The organism is Nostoc sp. (assembly GCF_036917635.1).
Taxonomy (GTDB): domain Bacteria; phylum Cyanobacteriota; class Cyanobacteriia; order Cyanobacteriales; family Nostocaceae; genus Nostoc.
The window spans coordinates 29482-48531 of sequence record NZ_JBALCW010000077.1; the positions used below are offsets into that span (position 1 = coordinate 29482).

15 protein-coding genes are annotated in these 19050 nt (G+C 39.2%); 3 read left to right on the top strand and 12 right to left on the bottom strand.

The window, feature by feature from the left end; all coding sequences use genetic code 11:
* Window positions 1-188: 188 nt before the first annotated feature.
* From V7K32_RS17985 to V7K32_RS18030, 10 genes are all read right to left on the bottom strand, one after another.
* On the bottom strand, window positions 189-1424 hold the full coding sequence (locus V7K32_RS17985) for a class I SAM-dependent methyltransferase (protein ID WP_334995178.1): 1236 nt from the start codon (window positions 1422-1424) through the stop codon (window positions 189-191).
* Window positions 1425-1517: 93 nt separating this feature from the next.
* Entirely contained in the window at window positions 1518-1871 is a 354-nt protein-coding gene (locus tag V7K32_RS17990; protein WP_334995179.1) for a DUF5615 family PIN-like protein, read from the bottom strand.
* A gap of 6 nt (window positions 1872-1877) precedes the next feature.
* The gene (locus V7K32_RS17995; RefSeq protein WP_334995180.1) at window positions 1878-2210 is read right to left on the bottom strand and encodes a DUF433 domain-containing protein; all 333 of its coding nucleotides are present in this window, start codon (window positions 2208-2210) and stop codon (window positions 1878-1880) included.
* A gap of 97 nt (window positions 2211-2307) precedes the next feature.
* On the bottom strand, window positions 2308-2697 hold the full coding sequence (locus V7K32_RS18000; protein WP_334995181.1) for a VOC family protein: 390 nt from the start codon (window positions 2695-2697) through the stop codon (window positions 2308-2310).
* A 109-nt stretch (window positions 2698-2806) separates the two neighbouring features.
* Entirely contained in the window at window positions 2807-3343 is a 537-nt protein-coding gene (locus tag V7K32_RS18005; protein WP_334995182.1) for a GAF domain-containing protein, read from the bottom strand.
* 700 nt (window positions 3344-4043) lie between these two features.
* Entirely contained in the window at window positions 4044-7517 is a 3474-nt protein-coding gene (locus tag V7K32_RS18010; RefSeq protein ID WP_334995183.1) for an Eco57I restriction-modification methylase domain-containing protein, read from the bottom strand.
* Window positions 7518-8625: 1108 nt separating this feature from the next.
* Entirely contained in the window at window positions 8626-9186 is a 561-nt protein-coding gene (locus tag V7K32_RS18015) for a Uma2 family endonuclease (protein WP_334995184.1), read from the bottom strand.
* A gap of 128 nt (window positions 9187-9314) precedes the next feature.
* Window positions 9315-12770 carry a helicase-related protein gene (locus tag V7K32_RS18020; protein WP_334995185.1) on the bottom strand — a complete coding sequence of 1152 codons (3456 nt, stop codon included), beginning with the start codon at window positions 12768-12770 and terminating at the stop codon, window positions 9315-9317.
* A 350-nt stretch (window positions 12771-13120) separates the two neighbouring features.
* Entirely contained in the window at window positions 13121-14305 is a 1185-nt protein-coding gene (locus V7K32_RS18025) for an NAD(P)H-quinone oxidoreductase subunit H (RefSeq protein ID WP_334877234.1), read from the bottom strand.
* A gap of 584 nt (window positions 14306-14889) precedes the next feature.
* Window positions 14890-15021 (bottom strand): hypothetical protein, encoded by a 132-nt coding sequence (locus V7K32_RS18030; RefSeq protein WP_334995186.1) that lies wholly within the window; start codon window positions 15019-15021, stop codon window positions 14890-14892.
* A gap of 112 nt (window positions 15022-15133) precedes the next feature.
* On the opposite strand from V7K32_RS18030, the gene V7K32_RS18035 reads away from it, so the two are divergent.
* Window positions 15134-16621: a M48 family metallopeptidase gene (locus V7K32_RS18035; protein ID WP_334995187.1), complete on the top strand. Its 1488-nt coding sequence runs from the start codon at window positions 15134-15136 to the stop codon at window positions 16619-16621.
* Between the two features lie 172 nt (window positions 16622-16793).
* Entirely contained in the window at window positions 16794-17678 is an 885-nt protein-coding gene (gene rsmH / locus V7K32_RS18040; protein ID WP_334995188.1) for a 16S rRNA (cytosine(1402)-N(4))-methyltransferase RsmH, read from the top strand.
* A gap of 13 nt (window positions 17679-17691) precedes the next feature.
* On the opposite strand, the gene V7K32_RS18045 is transcribed toward rsmH, so the two are convergent.
* Both V7K32_RS18045 and V7K32_RS28825 read right to left on the bottom strand, forming a co-directional pair.
* Entirely contained in the window at window positions 17692-17916 is a 225-nt protein-coding gene (locus V7K32_RS18045) for a DUF6887 family protein (RefSeq protein WP_334995189.1), read from the bottom strand.
* Between the two features lie 11 nt (window positions 17917-17927).
* Window positions 17928-18170 (bottom strand): DUF6888 family protein, encoded by a 243-nt coding sequence (locus tag V7K32_RS28825; protein ID WP_442938767.1) that lies wholly within the window; start codon window positions 18168-18170, stop codon window positions 17928-17930.
* On the opposite strand from V7K32_RS28825, the gene V7K32_RS18050 reads away from it, so the two are divergent.
* The gene (locus V7K32_RS18050; protein WP_334995190.1) at window positions 18114-19049 is read left to right on the top strand and encodes a hypothetical protein; all 936 of its coding nucleotides are present in this window, start codon (window positions 18114-18116) and stop codon (window positions 19047-19049) included. The genes V7K32_RS28825 and V7K32_RS18050 overlap by 57 nt on opposite strands.
* Window position 19050: the final 1 nt, after the last annotated feature.

The following is a 19050-nucleotide window of genomic DNA, read 5'->3' on the forward strand; positions in this document are numbered from 1 at the left end:
AAGTCGCCATAATTATCACTGAAAGTAAAATCCCTGGAGTAAGTAAGGTTACTAGCATTAACAGGTCATGAGTGGACATAATTATTACTTTGCTATTGTGTTTAAGTTTAGAGTAATCACTGTTATGCTAGTCTAGATAAGACTGATACTGCATTCTTAAATAGAGTTTTAACTTTTCAAATTCACTTTTAGTCTGGCAGGGTCAATCCGAGTAGTGGTTGAGAAATTTCTGTATTGTCTAGACCTTTGCTCTGAATTAAGACTCCAAAGCCACCGAGTCCTGTAGGATCTATAAGCTGGTGTAGTGAGTCGCGGCGCTGTAGTAACTGTGAGAGGGGTTGCTGTTGATCGTAAAGGGCTGCAATCCGATCGCCTAACCCCAACGCCATCAAAAATAATCCTTGCTGGATAAAACCAATATTCTTTAAATTGCATTTCTGCCCTGAGCGTTCCAAAGCCGTAAAGTCAACATGGGCGGTGATATCTTGTCGCCCAATATTGATATAGGGGTTGTCATGGAAACGGTGCTGATAATAACACTGTAGCGTTCCTTGCGATCGCCTGGGATTATAGTAACGACTGGCGGGGTAGCCATAATCAATTGTTAACACATAGCCGCGCTGTAAGCGGTCTGCTACTATACTCAACCAGTCACCAGCCGCTAAATTAATTTCACTACGGTAGCCATCTGGATATGCACTTTGAGCAAAGTCGATTTGCACTAAATCTAAATATTGGGCTAGTTGGGGCGTTGAAGGTTCTCCCGTAACTTCTACAAATGCAAAATTTGACCTCTCCCCCAACCCCTCCCCTATCAGGGGAGGGGAGAAAGACTCACTCAAAGAGGTTTGGGGGGTTAGGTTTGAGGTTGTTACGTAAATTTCTCGTAGTTCGCCTGTTTCTAGGATGAATTGATGGACGGGGAACGCATCTACTAATTCGTTAGAAAAAAAGCAGCCAGCGATCGCATTAGGTGGTATATCTTCTAAATTGCACCAACGCACGGGTAAATCTTGCAAGCGTTGCTGCTGTTCTTGTCTTAAAGTTGGGGACTTTTCAACAATTACGTACTCTAGGGCGGTAAAAAAATCTGGGTAGCGTCGCTGATGATATTTGAGGATATGCAAAGCTAGCAATCCTTGACCTGCTCCCATTTCTACCAGAGAAAACGGTACAGGTTTTCCTAAAATCTCCCACATTTGAAAAAATTGGTCTGCAAGTAACTCGCCAAAGTCAGGACAGAGGTTTGGTGAGGTAAAAAAATCACCACCTTGAAAGCCAATTTTGACTGCATCGCTGGAATAGTAGCCGTATTCAGGGTGGTATAATACCATGTCCATGAATTGGGCGAAAGTAATTCGTTGGTGAGGATTGGTGGTAATATGATTTGCGATCGCAGCACACAGCAAAGCATTTGAATCCATAAAATTTGAGATTTTAGATTGGGGACTAGAGAAAACAAATGCTTACCAACGAAGGGCTACACCAACGTCAGTCAAATTAATCGCCTCCAATCGTTAACGTAAAGGTAAGAACCGGACTTGTCTTTCCCATTCTCCTTCTAAGCTACATTCATCTAGCAACAAAATTTCCTCGATCGCTAAACCAACTGAAACACGACGACTGATCTCAAATAACCCAGGCATTGCCAAGCCTGCTTGTAATCGTTCATAAGCAAAAGTTGTCATCGTCGCTACATCATGAGTTAGCACCACACGCGTGTTTTGTGCTGCCCATTCTAATACAGTTGGGTCGTCTGCTTCAGTCAATCCAACATCCTGAACACGGACAATATCAACATTACTGTTACGACGCAGAACACCACGGATAATCTGATTATTAAAGTTCTCGTCAGCCAGGAAACGCAGCATCGTAATTTACCCTTGTGGGTTGCGTCTTGCTAAAAGGCGATCGCGCACTCCAATGGGGTTAAAACGCTTTTCAGCTTCTTGTTGAACCTCTGTGGCAAGTCTTTGACGCTCTCGAAGGTAGGTATTAACCTCAGCTTGGTGTTGTAAGTAATAACCAATCACCAAATAGATATCCCAAAGATCAAGCGATGGGTACTGTTCTCTGATCTCTTCTGCTGTAGCCCCTTCAAGGAAAGCTGTAACCACTGTATCTAAAGTGATGCGGGTTTTGCTAATTCTAACAACGCCATTTGCATCAGTTACAAGGGGAATCGGAGTAACAGTAGGAATAAGTAGCATTTTAATATCTGGGCAGTGCTGTTTTCCTATTGCCAGTATAAGCCAAATCTAGAAGCAGTCATCTAGCTCAAGACATCTGGTAGAAAGCGATCGCTATCTAGCCACTCACCAACGACACCAGCACGCCATTAGGATCGCGGACACGAGCAATCATTTGTCCCCCAGGCTGGGTTTTAGGAGCATCTAGTGTTTTTGCACCTGCCCCGATCGCTCTCATGTAAGCACTGCCAACATCAGGAGTAATAAATGATATCTGAATTAATGCCGGTGGTTGTGTAGCGTCGTTGGGATGGCAGCCACCAGGAAATAACTTCTCTGCTTCGCTACTAGAGGAGAAAGCTAATGTGGTGTTTCCGGTTTCGATTTCTGCCCAGATAGATTGCCCCTTCTCCACGAGAGCGCGACGAACTAGACCAAAGGCTTTTTCGTAAAACTCAACGGTCTTAACTACATCGTCTACCCAAATAACCGTGTAACCAAATTTCACAGTTTTTTCTCCTTATGATAAAAATCAAATTCCAGGTTTTCAACCCACGGAGGTGGGTAAAGCCTCGTGTAGACGCGGTTTCTAACCGCCCCTTTGATTAACGCCCTTTTTAACTCTCCAAAATATTACGATCTGTTGCTAGAGTTTGTGCGCCTATTTGCATCATTTCTATATCTGATGGCGACCAATAATGAGGCTCTTGACAGTGATGTGCTGCTAGCAATCCCCATAATCCTCTCGGTATCAAAATTGGTACAACTAAGTTAGCACGAACCTGCATATTGCTCAGAAAATCTCGGTGACAAGGCTGGATTGGCTCTAATTCAATATCAGCGATCGCTCTTACCCGTCCTGCTAAGTATAAAGCAGCATACTCGTTGTTAAAACAATCATCTGGCCCAGTAGAACCAAGTATTGATAATTCTTTAGAACTCAAAGATTCAAAAGTCACCTGTCCTTGCCACTGACTGTAAAAATAATACAACACCACCCGATCAACCTGAAGCGATTCTCTGAGTTGATTGGTTGTTTGCCGAACCAACTCATTTCGCTCTATTGATATGACAAGGCGATCGAGCAATTGTTGCAAACCCTGTTGGTGGCGATCGCGGCTGTGGTTAAATTCTGAGTGAGGATGAATTTGCACGGTTCTAAAATGACGACTAGGTAAATGCTGCCGGATTTATATAAACCACGTCTATCTTGAAACCTGTAGTTCAACTGTTTTCAAAAGGATTTGCCCTCATCCCCCAACCTATCCCCCATATATAGTCCAAGAGGAGCCAGAATTTCAAACTCCCTCTCCCAGATTTGGGAGAGGGATTTAGGGAGAGGGTGAAAACTACGGTTCTCAACTTAGATTTGGTTAAGTAATTTATTAGACTTTATTTTGTATTTATAGCAGCAAGTCAATTGTAACGAAAAATAATACTAGTCAAACTCGACGATGATTTTAAAATAAATTATTAAGAAATTACAATTTTTCATCTGCACTAGAGATTATTTATAATTATAAATTTAAAGTTAAGAATTTTAGAACTTTAGAGATAATATGCGTCTTGATCTTTTTGTAGTAGATTAGATCCCTTAAGGGGCAATTCATGAACATTGGTGTCAACTTAAGCTCAAAACTTTGTCCCACGGACGTTATAGGCCACCTCTCAATCCCCTCCCCTTAGTCAGGCTACGGTGTCAACTCGTATTACCCCCCTTAATCCCCCCTTATAAAGGGGGGAAACAAGAAATCCAGTTCCCTCCCCTTTACAAGGGGAGGGTTAGGGTGGGGTAACGCGGATAGTGGTGAGAAGTGAGTGAACTCAATATCCAGTTTTTACAAGGGTTTTACCTTAAGTTGACACCAATGATTCATGAATTACCCCTACTTGGCTACGGTAAGCTTCTAACGCTGCTTCTTTAACGGTTGCATTCACGATGGGAAATGTTGTGAGGATGTAGCTAAATTCATCTTCAGTTAAGCCATAAAGATGTGCTACCATTCCATCGAGTTGGGCGCGGAGTTTGGCGCGTTCTGCTTCGTCGGTAACGCCTTGTTGATGGGAAACTAAACCGACTTCTTGCGCGAGTTCGTCAAATTCTGGTGTGGTGCAGATTAGTTTGGCGGCGCGTTGTACAATATCGTTGAAGTTGCGATCGTTTTTTGTTAAACGTGGGACGGGTAATTGGTAGACATAAAACATATTACAATGTGCCGTTACTTTTTGGCGAATTATAAAATCGCAAGCAAAGCTATTTAACACAGAAATAACAAATAATAACTCGTCTTGCGTTGTGAACTGCTGTGACACAATTAATGTGTTACCTGCAAAAATATTAGGCGGGATAATTCCTGCAATCATTGTGCGGTTATCTGTATTCCGCGCCACATCTCTAAAACCTAGACGATAACTTTGATAATCAATCTTTTGACCGTTATCATTTTCATTCCGTTTTAATAAAGCTTTTCTCCCTTCTTGTTCATCCACCCAATATCTTGGTTCAGCATATAGATGAGTAAACTGATGAATCATTTTACCTTCATATAATGGTAATCTTCCTTTACCTAGCTGTTGTTTGAATAAATTGCTATCGCTAGTCATGTGAAATTCAGCAGTTAAGCGCAAATTCCATTTTCCCTCAATCTTTTCACCCAGCAAGGGAAACTTAGCCATTTTCTCAGCTATGCGGATATCTACCTGATTCTTAAACTCCATCACGGATAAAGAATCAGGCGATAGTTGACGCACCATATCAATATTAATCTGTAAGCTATCATCACCAGGAAACCTTTGAAGTTCCTGCACGTCATGACGCATAAAAGCAGATGGAAAATCTGTTGTTATATTACCTTTAACAAAAGTCAGAACAACAAACTTAAAACGGCTATCAACTTCTTCAAAAATTGTTTTACGGTTTTCAAAGCAGAAAAGTCCAGTAACTTTAGTTTGACTAAACAACATCTCCCGCAATTGCTTAGTCCCTAAATCAGTATAAATCCCACTAGGAATTACAATCCCACACTCACCGCCTGAACGCAAAAGATTAAAACATTGTTCTGTAAACAGCTTATAGAGATTAATATCTGTACCTGCTTTTTTACCATTCACAACAGAAATTTGATTTTTATACTGTTCAGATGAACGATAATAAGCGCTGACATAAGGATATTGACTTTGATATTCTAACCAAGTACTTGCAATTATGGGATTTTGTAAAAGTTTACTCTGTTCTTTCTCAAAATCCTTGATATCCATCTTATTCTTCGTCACCAGTTCATTATGCTGTGCAAAGAACTCCTTAGCTTGTGGCTTAAATATTTCCCACGGTGGATTAGTAATAATCGCATCAAAACCGCCGCGTTCTAAAACCTTATCAAAATGATAACCCCAGTGAAACGGCTTCAAAGCTGCAATATCCTCAACCTTCAAAACCCGCTTCTGTGACTTCCCAGTTAACTGAACCTCTTCATACTTGATACCCAAACGCTTACTAAACTCATCCAACAGCAAAACATTTAACTTCTCTTGCGATTTATTGTTGAGTTTGTCAATGTCAGCGCGTAACATCTGCAACCGAGATTTTTGTTCAGTTCCCTCTATTTCACCAGAAAGTTTTTCTTTTCCAGGAATAAAAGCGTGTTTTTTATACGATTCAATAGATTTATTCTTTTCTTCTAAAATCTTCTTATAATTATCTGCGGCTAAAGATTGTAAGAGATTTCCTTGTAACGAATTACCCACTGCATCAAAAGCAGTATCATCTACTTTAATTAAACCAATTAACGAATTACCCGCCATAATATTAAAATCAATATTAGGCAAAGGTTCTAACTCTTCCACATCATTAGCAGAAGAAACCAACGCCAAGAAAAGGCGCAGTTTTGCAATTTCTGTTGCTTCCTCCATGATGTCTATACCATAGAGATTATCTGAAACAATCCGTTTTTTGATAAAATAAGGTATTGACGGGTGAGAATTTTCGATATCTTCAAGCTTCTTTTTGAGAATGTCATCACCCATCAATTTAATTGTCCCAAACACCGCACTATAAACTTGGATTAGCGTTTTCATCGCCGCCACAAGAAAAGCACCAGAACCGCAAGCTGGGTCAAGAATTGATAAATTAGGAAGAATATCATCCATTAATAGACGACAAACATTTGCATCCAGTTTAATCAGAAGTTCATTAATATCCTCAAATGGCTTATATTTATCAGATAGCGCATCATTTACGCGGTCTACAATTAACTTGTGGATAGTTCTATCACAGAGATATTCTGTAATTTGCGGTCTAGTATAATACGCCCCAAAAGCCTTTTGATTAATGTATTTCTCAAATATATATCCTAAAACATCAGGATTTATCTCATCGTCTTTCCCTTCCGGCGTATCATCTAGATTCCAAGAATAACGCCCAAATAAATCTAGAACTTGCTCAAACGCCTCATCAACTATAGAAACATCATATTTCTCTTCAATATGATGTTTAAGAAATAATCCACCATTAAGGTATTTAACCTTTCCTACCAATTCTTGTACAGATGAATCGCGTTCAATCTCAGGTTTAGCAAAGCTTTCAAAAAACAAAGCCTTGAGAAATTCATCATAAAAATGATTTTCACCTTTTTGTTTGCTTTGCTCAAGCTTATTTTGCAGATAATTTAAATTCTTATTATCAATAAAACCTTTACGCTGGAGAAAATAAACAAACATCAGCCGATTCAGAATTACCGATGTATACCAACGTCTATCTGTCTCATTATCAATTCCTTTAACAAACAGCAAAAACTTCTGGTGTTGCTCTTGAAATTCCTTGTAAAACTTCTTAGTTACAGGCTCAACATCAAACCCGCGTTGTAGCTTATAAGCAATTTCGACAACCGTCGGTTCACCATGTTCTAATTCAGTAATATCAATAACTAAAGAACCAAGCTTACTTAAAAATAAGTCTCCTGGTTGACCTTTCACATATAAATGGTCACGAACGAAGGTTTTACTTCCTTCTCTTTTTACCCAATACCAAAGACTCCGTGTGCGTTCTTGGGTAACAAAGATGAGGAGATTTTCAGCTATTAGTTTAGTAATTTCTTGATGAATAGCAACTCTAACTTTAGCTTCTGGTATTTTCCCATCTGTTGCGGTGACTTCAAAGATTGCAACACCTGAAAGTTCAGCAATTTTTTGGTATTGATAGGTTTTGTTATCAAATTTTAAAGTAACAGCTTTTTGTCTGGAAGGTTTAGACCAACCTAATTCTTCTATAAACAAATTACTAAATTGAAACTTAGAAAGTAAATCGCGTGTTCGTTGAAAATTAAGCGACATAATTTACCATGCTTGGAAACTAAAAAGCAAGCATGGTAAATTTGCCATTCAGAAAATAAATCTGTGGCTTTAAAAATTAAGTCTACGCTGGCGGACTTTAGTAAACCCTGTTTATAGGAGTTAAATTTTTACCATGCTTTTTATACTTTATAAATCCTTTATCTTTCTTGCGCTTGAGAAATATTACTGAAACATTACCGATTTTTTTAAGCGGCGGCTTTATTTGTACAACCATCATTTTTAATTGTCAGGTATATTTGCTGATTACTTTATAAAAATGCCTAATTGCTTTATAAAAATGCCCGTTTACTTTCTCAAAATACTGAAATGCTTTCTCAAAAGAAGCTTTTACTTACTCAAAAGCAGCTTTTGCTTTCTAACTTTGGTGTTTTCCGCAAGTAAAAGCAGCTTTGACTTACTCAAAAGAAGCTTTTGCTTTCTGATTTCGGTGTTTTCCGCAAGCAGAACAAGCTTTTACTTAATCAAAAGAAGCTTTTGCTTTCTAATTTAAGTGTTTTCCACACACATCACACAGATTTTACCCCACCCTAACCCTCCCCTTATAACCCACATTCCGCACTTCAAAATGTATTATCTATCTTTTCAATAAAAATTCCTAATAATGTTCAAATTATTAAGTATTAATATTGAATACCATTGGCGATTTATGTTGTTGATTTAACCATTTTTTTCCACCTATGGGAAATCTACGCATATTACACGATGAAGTGCGGAAAGTCGGTTATAAAGGAGAGGGAACCGGAAATATTATTTCCCCCCTTTATAAGGGGGGATTAAGGAGGGTAATTTGACTTGTGTATACGGTATAGTGCGAAAGTCAGGGGTAAAATGCATGAGAGACAAAGTATTTGGGCTTACAGCAGTTTTCATGTATTTAGACCACAATTATGAGACCTAACCCCCAGCCCCTTCCCTTGCAGGGAAGGGGAGAAAATCAAAGCCTCTCTCCTCGTAGGAGAGAGGAATGGAAGTGAGGTCTATTTGTGGTTCATTTACCTGAAAATCGCTGTAAGTTCAAGCACTGTACCCTTACGGGTGTAACTCACGTAAAGAATAACCGTCATAACACTATTTCAATATTGATTTACTATTTAAGCTTCAACCAACTAAATATATCTGCTGGCGTAATTTGCCAATCTGTTAATACATCAAGAACAGTCAATTTATCATTATTATATTTTACTTCTGGCAATTTATTAGGTTGAAATACCATCACCGATTTATCGTTAGAGTCAATAAACCAACCTAATTTTGTACCATGATTAATGCAGAAAATAATTTTATCAATCACCCGGTTAGGAAATTGGTCAGGTGATAAAATTTCAATTATCCAATCTGGATAAATTTGAAACTTATTGGCAATTTCCCCATCTTCATCAACAATCAGCCGTGACCACTCAAATACAGCAATATCTGGAACTAAAGAACGTCCTCCAAATGTGCATCGCAATTCAGTTAATGCTAAAGCTTTTTGCTCAGGTTCGCTTCGCTGATTAATCTCGGTTGATAAACGAGTTTGGATTCTGCTATGTTTTCCCTGCGGCATTGGTTTTTGGTAGATTTTTGCATCAATATATTCACTAGCTGGTTTAGTTTCTGGTAATTGCAGAAACTCTGTTAAAGAAAGATTAGATGATAATATAACCATAAAAATTGCACCTAAAATAGTGAAATTATATCTTTAAATATAACAAAGACGCGATGAATCGCCGTCTCTACAAAAGGCTAATTATTGTAGAGACGGCCATTTATCGCGTCTATGGCCTTAATTAAAAATTACGAATTACAAAATAATCCTAATGAACAAATAATTTGAGGTTCTCGCTTTTCTAGTTCTTCTGTGACAATACACAAACGGTCATCCATTCGTAACGCTACAACTAACTCAGCTAACTGCTGATTATTAATACCGCTTCTCAGTTGACGGTTGAGAGTATCAATGGCTGACTGGCGCAAAGGATAACGGTAAATCTCATCAATTGCTTTTAAAAGTTCTTCGCTAACAAATAATGTTCCTTTCATTTGTTGAACATAACTTTTCAGCCGTTCATAACTGCGAAATCTTGCACCTGATGGCCGCCCTAATTGACCGCCGGCATTTTTCTCTTCTTCAGCAATCAATTCAGCACCCTTATTTACTAACTCGTGATGTTGTTTATCTCTCGGTATCGCTGGGGTAGATTCTTCACACGCCGCTACCCGAAGCACTGCTAATTGTGATTGAGTAACGCTATTTCCATCGCGGTCAACATAAATTAAAGAATCATTCCCTTCTGTGGTTTTCATATAAAGCAATACTCCCTCTGGTTGCACAGGTTGCGGAGTATGGGCGCGGGTAGAATAAACCACATTTTGCATTTCTTCTATCGTCTTTTTCAAACCCGGATTATCATCTGTGGCTTTTTTCCAAATTTGAAATGCTTCTGATGTCAAATCAACTTCTGTATCTTCTTCACCATCTAAAACTCCAGATTTCTCGTTATATAAATCAAGAATTACTCGTGCATCATCATCTTCAAAAAAAGCTTCATCAGTTCCCACCACTTCGGCATTTTCTTGCAATCGTTTACGGAGTCGTCCCCGCAAATTAATAATCCGTTCTACTCCCTCGGCTGGTAAAAAAGAATAGCAAAGAATTTTATCAGAATTTTGTCCAATGCGGTCTACCCTTCCGGCGCGTTGAATTAAGCGAATAATTGCCCAAGGTAAATCCCAATTGACGATAATTGCACAGTCTTGCAAATTATGACCTTCACTCAAAACATCTGTGGCGATTAAAATACGCAACTCATCTGATGATGAAATTTGCTCACGTTTTCCATTACTCACTGGGCTAAATCTTCCCGTCATTACTGTCGGGTCTTTAGATTGACCTGTCACCCCTGCGATATTAGTAATGCGATTCGACTGCAAATTGTCTGCAAGGTAGCGGACTGTATCAGCAAATTGAGTGAAAATTAGTACTTTATCCTTGGGGTGAGTTTTTGTTAAGAGTTTGATTAAAGCAGTAAGCTTTTCATCTTTTTGAGGATTCCACTCGCCACACTGTTGCAACACATTAATTAGTGCTTTGGCATCTTCTAATAAATCCCGTTTCAGTTTTTTAATATCAAAAAGTGTAGAACGTAACCACTTAAATCGCCGTTGATATCGAGTTGTATACTCTTGGTAAATTGATTCTGCTCTTTGGCGAAAAACTTTTTCCTGACTTTTCACAGAATCTGGAAAACCTCTCTCCTGCAAGGAGAGAGGCTTTGAATTCTCCCCATTCCCTAGTAGGGAAGGGGGTTGGGGGGTTAGGTCAGAATCATCTTCTTCGGTTTCTGTATCAAACAAAGCTGCTGCTACAGAATCGGCATCTTCATCATTATTACTTGTATCTAATAACTCAGCCTCTTGAGTGCCAATCGGAATATCAAACCCTTTTTCTAAAGCATATAAATAAATAAAGTTCCGTAAAATATGACGCTCAATTGATTGAATAAAAGCAACACCACTACTTTCTAAACGTTTAAATAAATTAGTGCGCGAAAACCCCATTAACCTCCTACCGCCACGAAATAAGCTATTAATAAAACGTTCTTCGGTGTCTGTAGGTGGCTGTTCGGATTTAGCAATAATATAATTTCCTAGACCATAACGAGGTAAATTTAGTTGATTAATTACTTCTATTACTAACTCCGAGTAAAGACGAGCATAAAAATCTGTGGTAGAACCTTCGAGAGGAAACTTGAGACTCCGAGGTAGACGCTGGGGAAAATAAGAACGTCTCCCATCAGAAAATTCTAAATATTTCCGCCCGGTTTCATCTGTGTGGGCATAATTTTCTTTAATAAAAGAACGAGTGCGTCGCACCATGTAACGCTTCATTAATTCTCGCCAATCATCAGGGTGTTCGCTTTTTTCAAACGCCGCTAAAGAACGGACTGAACACTGATGCTTTCTAATAAATTCTAATTCTCCTATAGAACTGCCACCCAGTTCATTAATTAAAGCTTCTGGTCTTAATCCCAAATCTTCATCTTCTGGCACAAATAGCCGCAGTTGGGCGGAAAGGTCAAGATAACTTTTGTTGTAAGGAGTAGCAGATAATAATATACATTTACTTTCGTTAGTTGCAATATATTCTATAATTGCTCGATAACGTTTGCCTTCGCGGTTGCGTAAGTTGTGACTTTCATCAATTAACACAACTCGATAACGGCGGAGTTTTGGTAACTTATTTTGGACTTGACTAATTGGCATAACTTCGGCAAGTAGCCGATAGTTATTTACATATTCTTGCCACATTGGTACTAAGTTTTTTGGGCAAATAATTAGTGTTTCTAAAAAACAATCTTCTTGTAATATCTTCGCAAGGGCGGTTCCAACTAAAGTTTTACCCAAACCGACCACATCACCCACTAATACGCCGCCACGCCTTGTTACATGACGGGCTGCTAGCTGTACGGCAGCTTTTTGGAAATCAAATAAGTTGTTAAATTCGCGGGGGATGCGGAATTGCGAAAGTCCCGCGATCGCTTCATGGGATAAGTGGTAAGCTATCTTCAGGTAAATGTAGTAAGGTGAGACTAAATCTTGCCTAGCCCAACTCTGATCGATAATTTCTGCTAATTCTTGAGAAATATCTACACAACCGTAATCTTGCCAGCGATCGCTAAACCATTTTTGCAGTTTATTACAAGCATCATGGTCTAAAATATCTACATTTAACTCTCCTTGTTTTGCCAGTCCCGGAAGGGTTAAATTACTACTACCCAAGAATCCCACTGTGGGAGTATTGGGATCATGACGATGCACAAGATATAACTTAGCGTGCAGAGAATGGCGCAAAAACAGTTTAATAATTACCTTCTGACTTTTTAGCTGATGACTTAACCGCCGCAACCCCGCTTCATCCTGATTAGTCGGCGCACCAATAGTTAACTGCTGACGAAATTCCGCCGCCATGCGTTTTTTAAACCGCACGATGCTACTGTTGTCAATCCTTCCATCACCACTAACAAAGCTAAATGCTGCATGAACTTCATCACTGGGTAAGCTTTGCATCCCAATTAACAAACGACAACAAGCATTTTCACTACCAACATACTGTTCAATCAAATCATCAATTCTTCGCCAACCTCTGAGATTGAAGTAGCCAACGCAAAAATCTGCCCGATAAGAGACTTTGAGAGTTTCTCGTAAAATCGGTAGCAGTTGCAAATCTATGTTGTCAAAAATACGGGGCATTATTTAAAACTCGATAAATATTTCGTACATCTGTTATATGTTGAAAACCGTAGTTTTTGCCCTCACCCTAAATCCCTCTCCCAAGATGGGAGAGGGACTTCTTTCTAGCTCCCCTTCTCCCAAATTTGGGAGAAGGGGCTGGGGGATGAGGGTTTTTTCTTTTCATACTGAAAGAACTACAGTGAAAATCCTTGTAGAGACGTAAAATTTTACGTCTCTACATCCAAGTTCATACCTCGATTCAGCAATGCCCAGTTTTCAAGATGGACGCGGTTTATTTATGTTATATGAGTAAAAAAAGAGCAGTTGCATAATACAACTGCTCTAAAAAATGTTTAGATAAATATTATCTACCTATCCACAGACCCCATAATTATGTCAACACTGCCCAGAATCACCACGATATCTGCAACCTTCATGCCCCGCAGTAAATGTGGGACAATCTGAAGGTTGTTGAAATCTGCGGCGCGAATCTTCCAACGTGCAGGGAAGACGTTATCATCGCCAACCAAATAAATTCCCAATTCACCTTTGCCACTTTCTACACGGGCGTAGATTTCACCCTTGGGAATCTTAAAAGTCGGGGAAACTTTTTTACCAATGAATTGGTAGTCAAATGCGTCCCACTCGGATTTTTTACCTGCGGCTAAACGCTTGGCTTCCAGATTTTCGTAAGGGCCGCCAGGAAGTCCTTTAATTGCTTGGCGAAGAATCTTCACAGATTCGCGCATTTCCCGCATCCGCACCACGTAACGCGCAAAGCAATCACCGGCGGTTTCCCACTGCACATCCCAGTCAAAATCATCGTAGCATTCGTAATGGTCAACTTTCCGTAAATCCCATTGCACACCAGATGCGCGTAACATTGGGCCAGAAAGTCCCCAGTTAATTGCTTCCTCACGGGTTATAGTCCCAAGACCCTCAACACGTCGCCGGAAGATGGGGTTATCCGTTACTAAGCGTTCGTACTCATCAACTTTGGGTATTAAATAGTCGCAAAATTCCAAACACTTATCTACCCAACCATAAGGCAAATCGGCTGCTACTCCACCAACCCGGAAGTAATTGTTATTTACCATCCGATAACCTGTGGCAGCTTCCCACAAATCATAAATCATTTCCCGTTCGCGGAACTGGTAAAAGAAGGGAGTTTGAGCGCCGACGTCAGCGAGGAAGGGGCCAAACCACAGCAAGTGGTTAGCGATGCGGTTCAACTCCAGCATGATGACGCGGATGTAGCTAGCGCGTTTGGGGACAGCCACACCTGCAAGTTTTTCTGGGGCGTTGACAGTGACGGCTTCGTTGAACATTCCCGCCGCGTAATCCCAGCGACTAACGTAGGGGACGTACATTACATTAGTGCGGTTCTCGGCGATTTTTTCCATTCCCCGGTGCAAATAGCCGATGACCGGTTCACAGTCAACCACATCTTCGCCATCCAGAGTCATGATTAGCCGCAGAACCCCGTGCATTGAGGGGTGGTGTGGCCCCATGTTTAGCACCATAGGTTCAGTGCGGGTTTCTAGTCTGGTCATAGATTTCGTGTTCTCCCGTTGTGTTCGTGTAGCGTGCTGAAGGCAAAATTTTGAATTGAACCGCTCTAGATGCCAACTAGACCCAATTTATCTTGTTTGTCAAGCCAAAGTAAGGGTTGTGGATTGACGGGGAGACGCGGTGGGTAGGTTGGAGAAAAAGTGACAGAGGAGGGATTTGATTTGATGTTTCATTTTGTTGCACTTCTTCAACTATTATATGGAAGCTCGATATGCACTTAATTAAGGCATTGAATTTTTTTATCTCATGGTGCTGGGATAAGGGGACGGGGTGAAAGAAAATGGTTTTTTCAATGATGACTATTGAATTCTGAGTTTTTACGTAAGCCATAAAGATATTGTGTCAGTTATATTACAGTTTTATGAGACTGATACATATCTATGACTTTCAATCAAGAGCGTTTTGATAAGCTAATTCAGAAGTTAGAAATTTTTGCGAATAAACAACCACATGTTTATAAATTGCACGTTGCTTTTTTGGCTACTTTGGGTTACGCATATATATTTTTGGTTCTAGCTGTAACGTTGACTCTGCTGGTAAATATTATCTTTTTGATAGTTAACACTCAGTCAATTTCTAACTTATCTTTGACAGGTCTTTTGTTTTTGCTGACGTTAGGATTTGTATTGCTGCGATCGCTTTGGTTTTCTTTTCCTCCACCTACAGGTTTACCACTGCAACCCAAGGATGTACCCAATCTCTATTCTTTAATTAACGAAATCTCATCGAAGCTACAAGCCCCACGGTTTCACCACATCTTACTAACCAACGATTTTAATGCATCGGTTGTCCAAAGACCACGCTTAGGTTTGCTGGGATGGCAGCAAAATTACCTAATTGTCGGTCTACCACTCATGCTAGCACTGCCACCTGAACAATTTCGTGCCGTCTTAGCCCATGAACTGGGACATCTATCAGGAAATCACAGCCGCTTTAGTGGTTGGATTTATCGCCAACGCGAAACTTGGTATCGCATTGTTACAGGACTCCGACAAAGTGGACATGAAATATTATCGTTAGTTTTTCAACTGTTTTTGATATGGTACATCCCATTTTTTAATGCCTATTCTTTTGTATTAGCACGCATGAATGAATATGAAGCAGATAGATGTGCTGTTGATTTAACAGGAGAACAAAATACTGCTAAAGCTTTGATAAGTTTGGAGGTCAAATCTAGATTTTTAGAAAGATATTTTTGGTCTAGTATTTATAAACAAATAGAGACAGAAATTGAACCACCAAAAATGACTTACATGGATATGAGGCAGGCTTTAAGCCAGAGACTTCATCAGGAAATCACAAGTACTTATTTAGATGAAGCTTTAACGGAAACAACCAGCAATGCTGATACTCACCCTTGCCTGAAAGATAGATTAAAAGCCTTGGGATATATCCCCAATGCTCAGAAAGAACTAGCTATCTTTGCACCAATTGAAATTAGCGCTGCCCAAGAGTTTTTAGGAGATAAATTAGAAAAAATTATTGAGCATTTTAGTCAAGATTGGCGAGAAAAAATAGCAACACCTTGGCGACAAAAATATGCTGAGTTTCAAAAATCGATAGCTACGTTAAAAGATTTAAATCAAAAATCGCAAAAACAACACCTAACCCTAGAAGAAGCTAGTCAGCAAGCATTTTTGACGTTGGAAGTTGAGGGCGAAGAAGCTGTTATACCTCTATTACAAGAAATTATTCATCGTGATGCTTACCATGCATCAGCTAATTATTTACTAGGTCAAATATTATTAAAAAAACAAGATGCAGCTGGAATAAAATACATTGAGAAGGCAATAGAGCAAGACTCAAGTATAGTCATACGAGGTTGTCAGAAAATTTGCTATTTTCTTAAAAATCAAGGTAAAAACAATGAGGCTAAATTTTATCAGGAACGTGCCGAAAACTATCATAAATTAATTTTAAAAGGGCAGAAAGAGCGCTCTAAATTTAAAAGGGATGATAAATTTTACCCTCATAATATTTCCGATATAGAGGTAAATAAGCTTCGTCAGCAGTTATCTCATTATCCGCAGATAATAACTGCTTATTTAGTTCAAAAGAATCTACAATATTTTCCTGAAAAACCACTTTATGTTATAGCTGTGAAGCGTGGATTTAGTTTTTGGGAAGGTAGTCGTATTTATGAAACTGATAACTCTAAAATTGTTCAGAGCTTATTAAAGGAAAATGAATTTACCGATAATGTATTCATTTTTATTTTAAATAGCAATTTAAGTATGGAGAAAAAATTAAAACAGATATCAAATTCGATGATTTACCAGAAAAAAGGTAAAAAATAGCACCACAGATGCTTAAAGCTCAACATCCAAGGCTGACGCTGGGTGTGGAATTTATGATATTTTCCTTTTGTGTCTTTGTAGTTTAAAAACTATTTTTTAGCTATAAACCCGCAAAGACACAAAGAAAAGAATACATAATTAAAGTTCATCTCTGGTCTTTTGCCTAAGTCTCATGAATCGTCAGCTAGCTATTGAAGAACCGATATTTTCCCATCTACCAGTTTTACCGCAGGAAGTTATTGCAGGTCTAGCGGTATCTCCAGGAGGTCATTATCTTGATACGACGGTAGGCGGTGGAGGTCACAGCCGTTTGATTTTAGCAGCTGCGCCAGATGTGCAATTAACGGCGATTGACCAAGATGAGGATGCTTTAGCAGCAGCGAGGAAAGAATTAGCTGAGTTTGGCGATCGCGTACAATTTATTTATAGCAATTTTGCTGACTACGAATTTCCCCCTAATACTTTCAATGGTATTATCGCTGATTTGGGGGTAAGTTCTTACCATTTAGACCAAGCAGAAAGAGGTTTCAGCTTTCGCCAAGCTGCAAATTTGGATATGCGAATGGATCGAGGGCGATCGCTAACTGCTGCTGATATCATTAATAATTGGGATGAAGCAGAATTAGCAGATATTTTCTTTAAGTACGGTGAGGAAAGATTATCACGGCGCATTGCTCGTCGCATTGTCGAACGGCGACCGTTGCACACTACTATTGAATTAGCTGATGCGATCGCTTCTTCAGTTCCCCCCAAATACCGTTATGGCAGAATTCACCCCGCTACCCGCGTTTTTCAAGCTCTGCGAATTGTCGTCAACGATGAGTTAAAATCCCTAGAAACCTTTTTGGAAAAAGCACCAAATGCCCTTGTCCCTGGCGGCAGAATTGTAATTATCAGTTTTCACAGTTTAGAAGATCGTCCAGTCAAGCATGGTTTAAGAAATTCAACTTTATTAAAAGTCTTGACAAAAAAGCCAATTATTGCTTCACAAGAAGAGATTGGAAAAAATCCGCGATCGCGTTCTGCCAAGTTGAGGATAGCCCAAAAGCTGCTGTAACTGCAATACAGCCTTACACTGCTTCATCTCGTGGCTCAGAACTGCTGCGAATACGCTCAATGAACTGAGGATAATTTTCTAAATCTTGTTCTGACTGTAACGGTGGCATTTCAATCCAATTACCTTCGAGATGCAACTTATCGACATAAGCATAGAACGCTTCTTGATCTTCCCGATGAGCAAGAACGTAATCATGTAACTCTTTCTGACTCATTGCATGAAAATTACGCTTGCTCATCCTATGTATCTCTATTTACCGTTAGGGTATATTTCTATAATATTTTCCTCACCTGCCAAGAAGAATAGATTTTTTGTCCGTTCATCTATCCAAACGATATTAATCGGCAAGTAAAGTTTAGTAAACGTAAATTTGTGGACGTACTGATGTACTATGTTTGTAAAACATATATTGCGTAACACAGATAAAATCAAAAAATGAGCATAATAATTCAATGTTTTCCCTTCTACAACAGGTATGCAGGTGTTAAGCATGAGGTGCGGATATATTCTGATGAAAAGGGTGGGAATAGTAAAATAGTCTTAGAAGATGTTGTATTAATACTGTTAGCGCAACCAAGAAAACCAGCCGATACCAATGAAGCGATCGCCATTACAGAAGAAAAGATTAAACTAGCCAGTATAACGCCAACTGATTTTGACGGCTTGCACTTAGCTACAGTAGATCAAATGGAAGAATTTTACATCTGCTGTGATGAACTTGGAGACTATGGAAAACCTACTGTTTATGAGCGCTTTGGCAAATGGTGGGTAGATATTATTCGTGAGTTGATGGAAAAACGTTTAGCTCATATTGGCCGTTTAGTAAGTAGAGTGCCAGTCTGGGAGAAAGATTTAGATAAAACTCGAAGAATTTTTGGAGACGATACCAAGAAAGAAATTGCTCTCAGAACATGGTTGAAGATGTATTACAAACTAAGTGTTGATTGGATGGTAACAGCTATTAGCCATAAAACAAATTTAAAAATGTCTCACCTTTACAGAGGAACTACCGGAGAGGTTCCAAACAACGTCAACTCTAGCATAACAAATGACCGAAGGAGACAAAGAGGCAACAACATTTACACTCCTGAGACTTGTGTCTTAATCGCACCGGAAGTCGAAAAACTGTTAGAAAATCCCAAAAATTTACTAGAAAATACTGCTGAAACTATTAAAAAATCCGATAAAGTAGAACAAGAAAAAAACCAAGTGAAAACATTGAGATTAGAAGGAAAATCAGATGACGAAATTATAGAACAGATATGGAAAGTAACTCCACAATCAAATTTGGCAGAAGCAGAAGAAGAGGGTGAATATCGAAATTACCAATATGAATTATTGAAAGCTTTTTTGGAATTCATTAAGAAGTAAA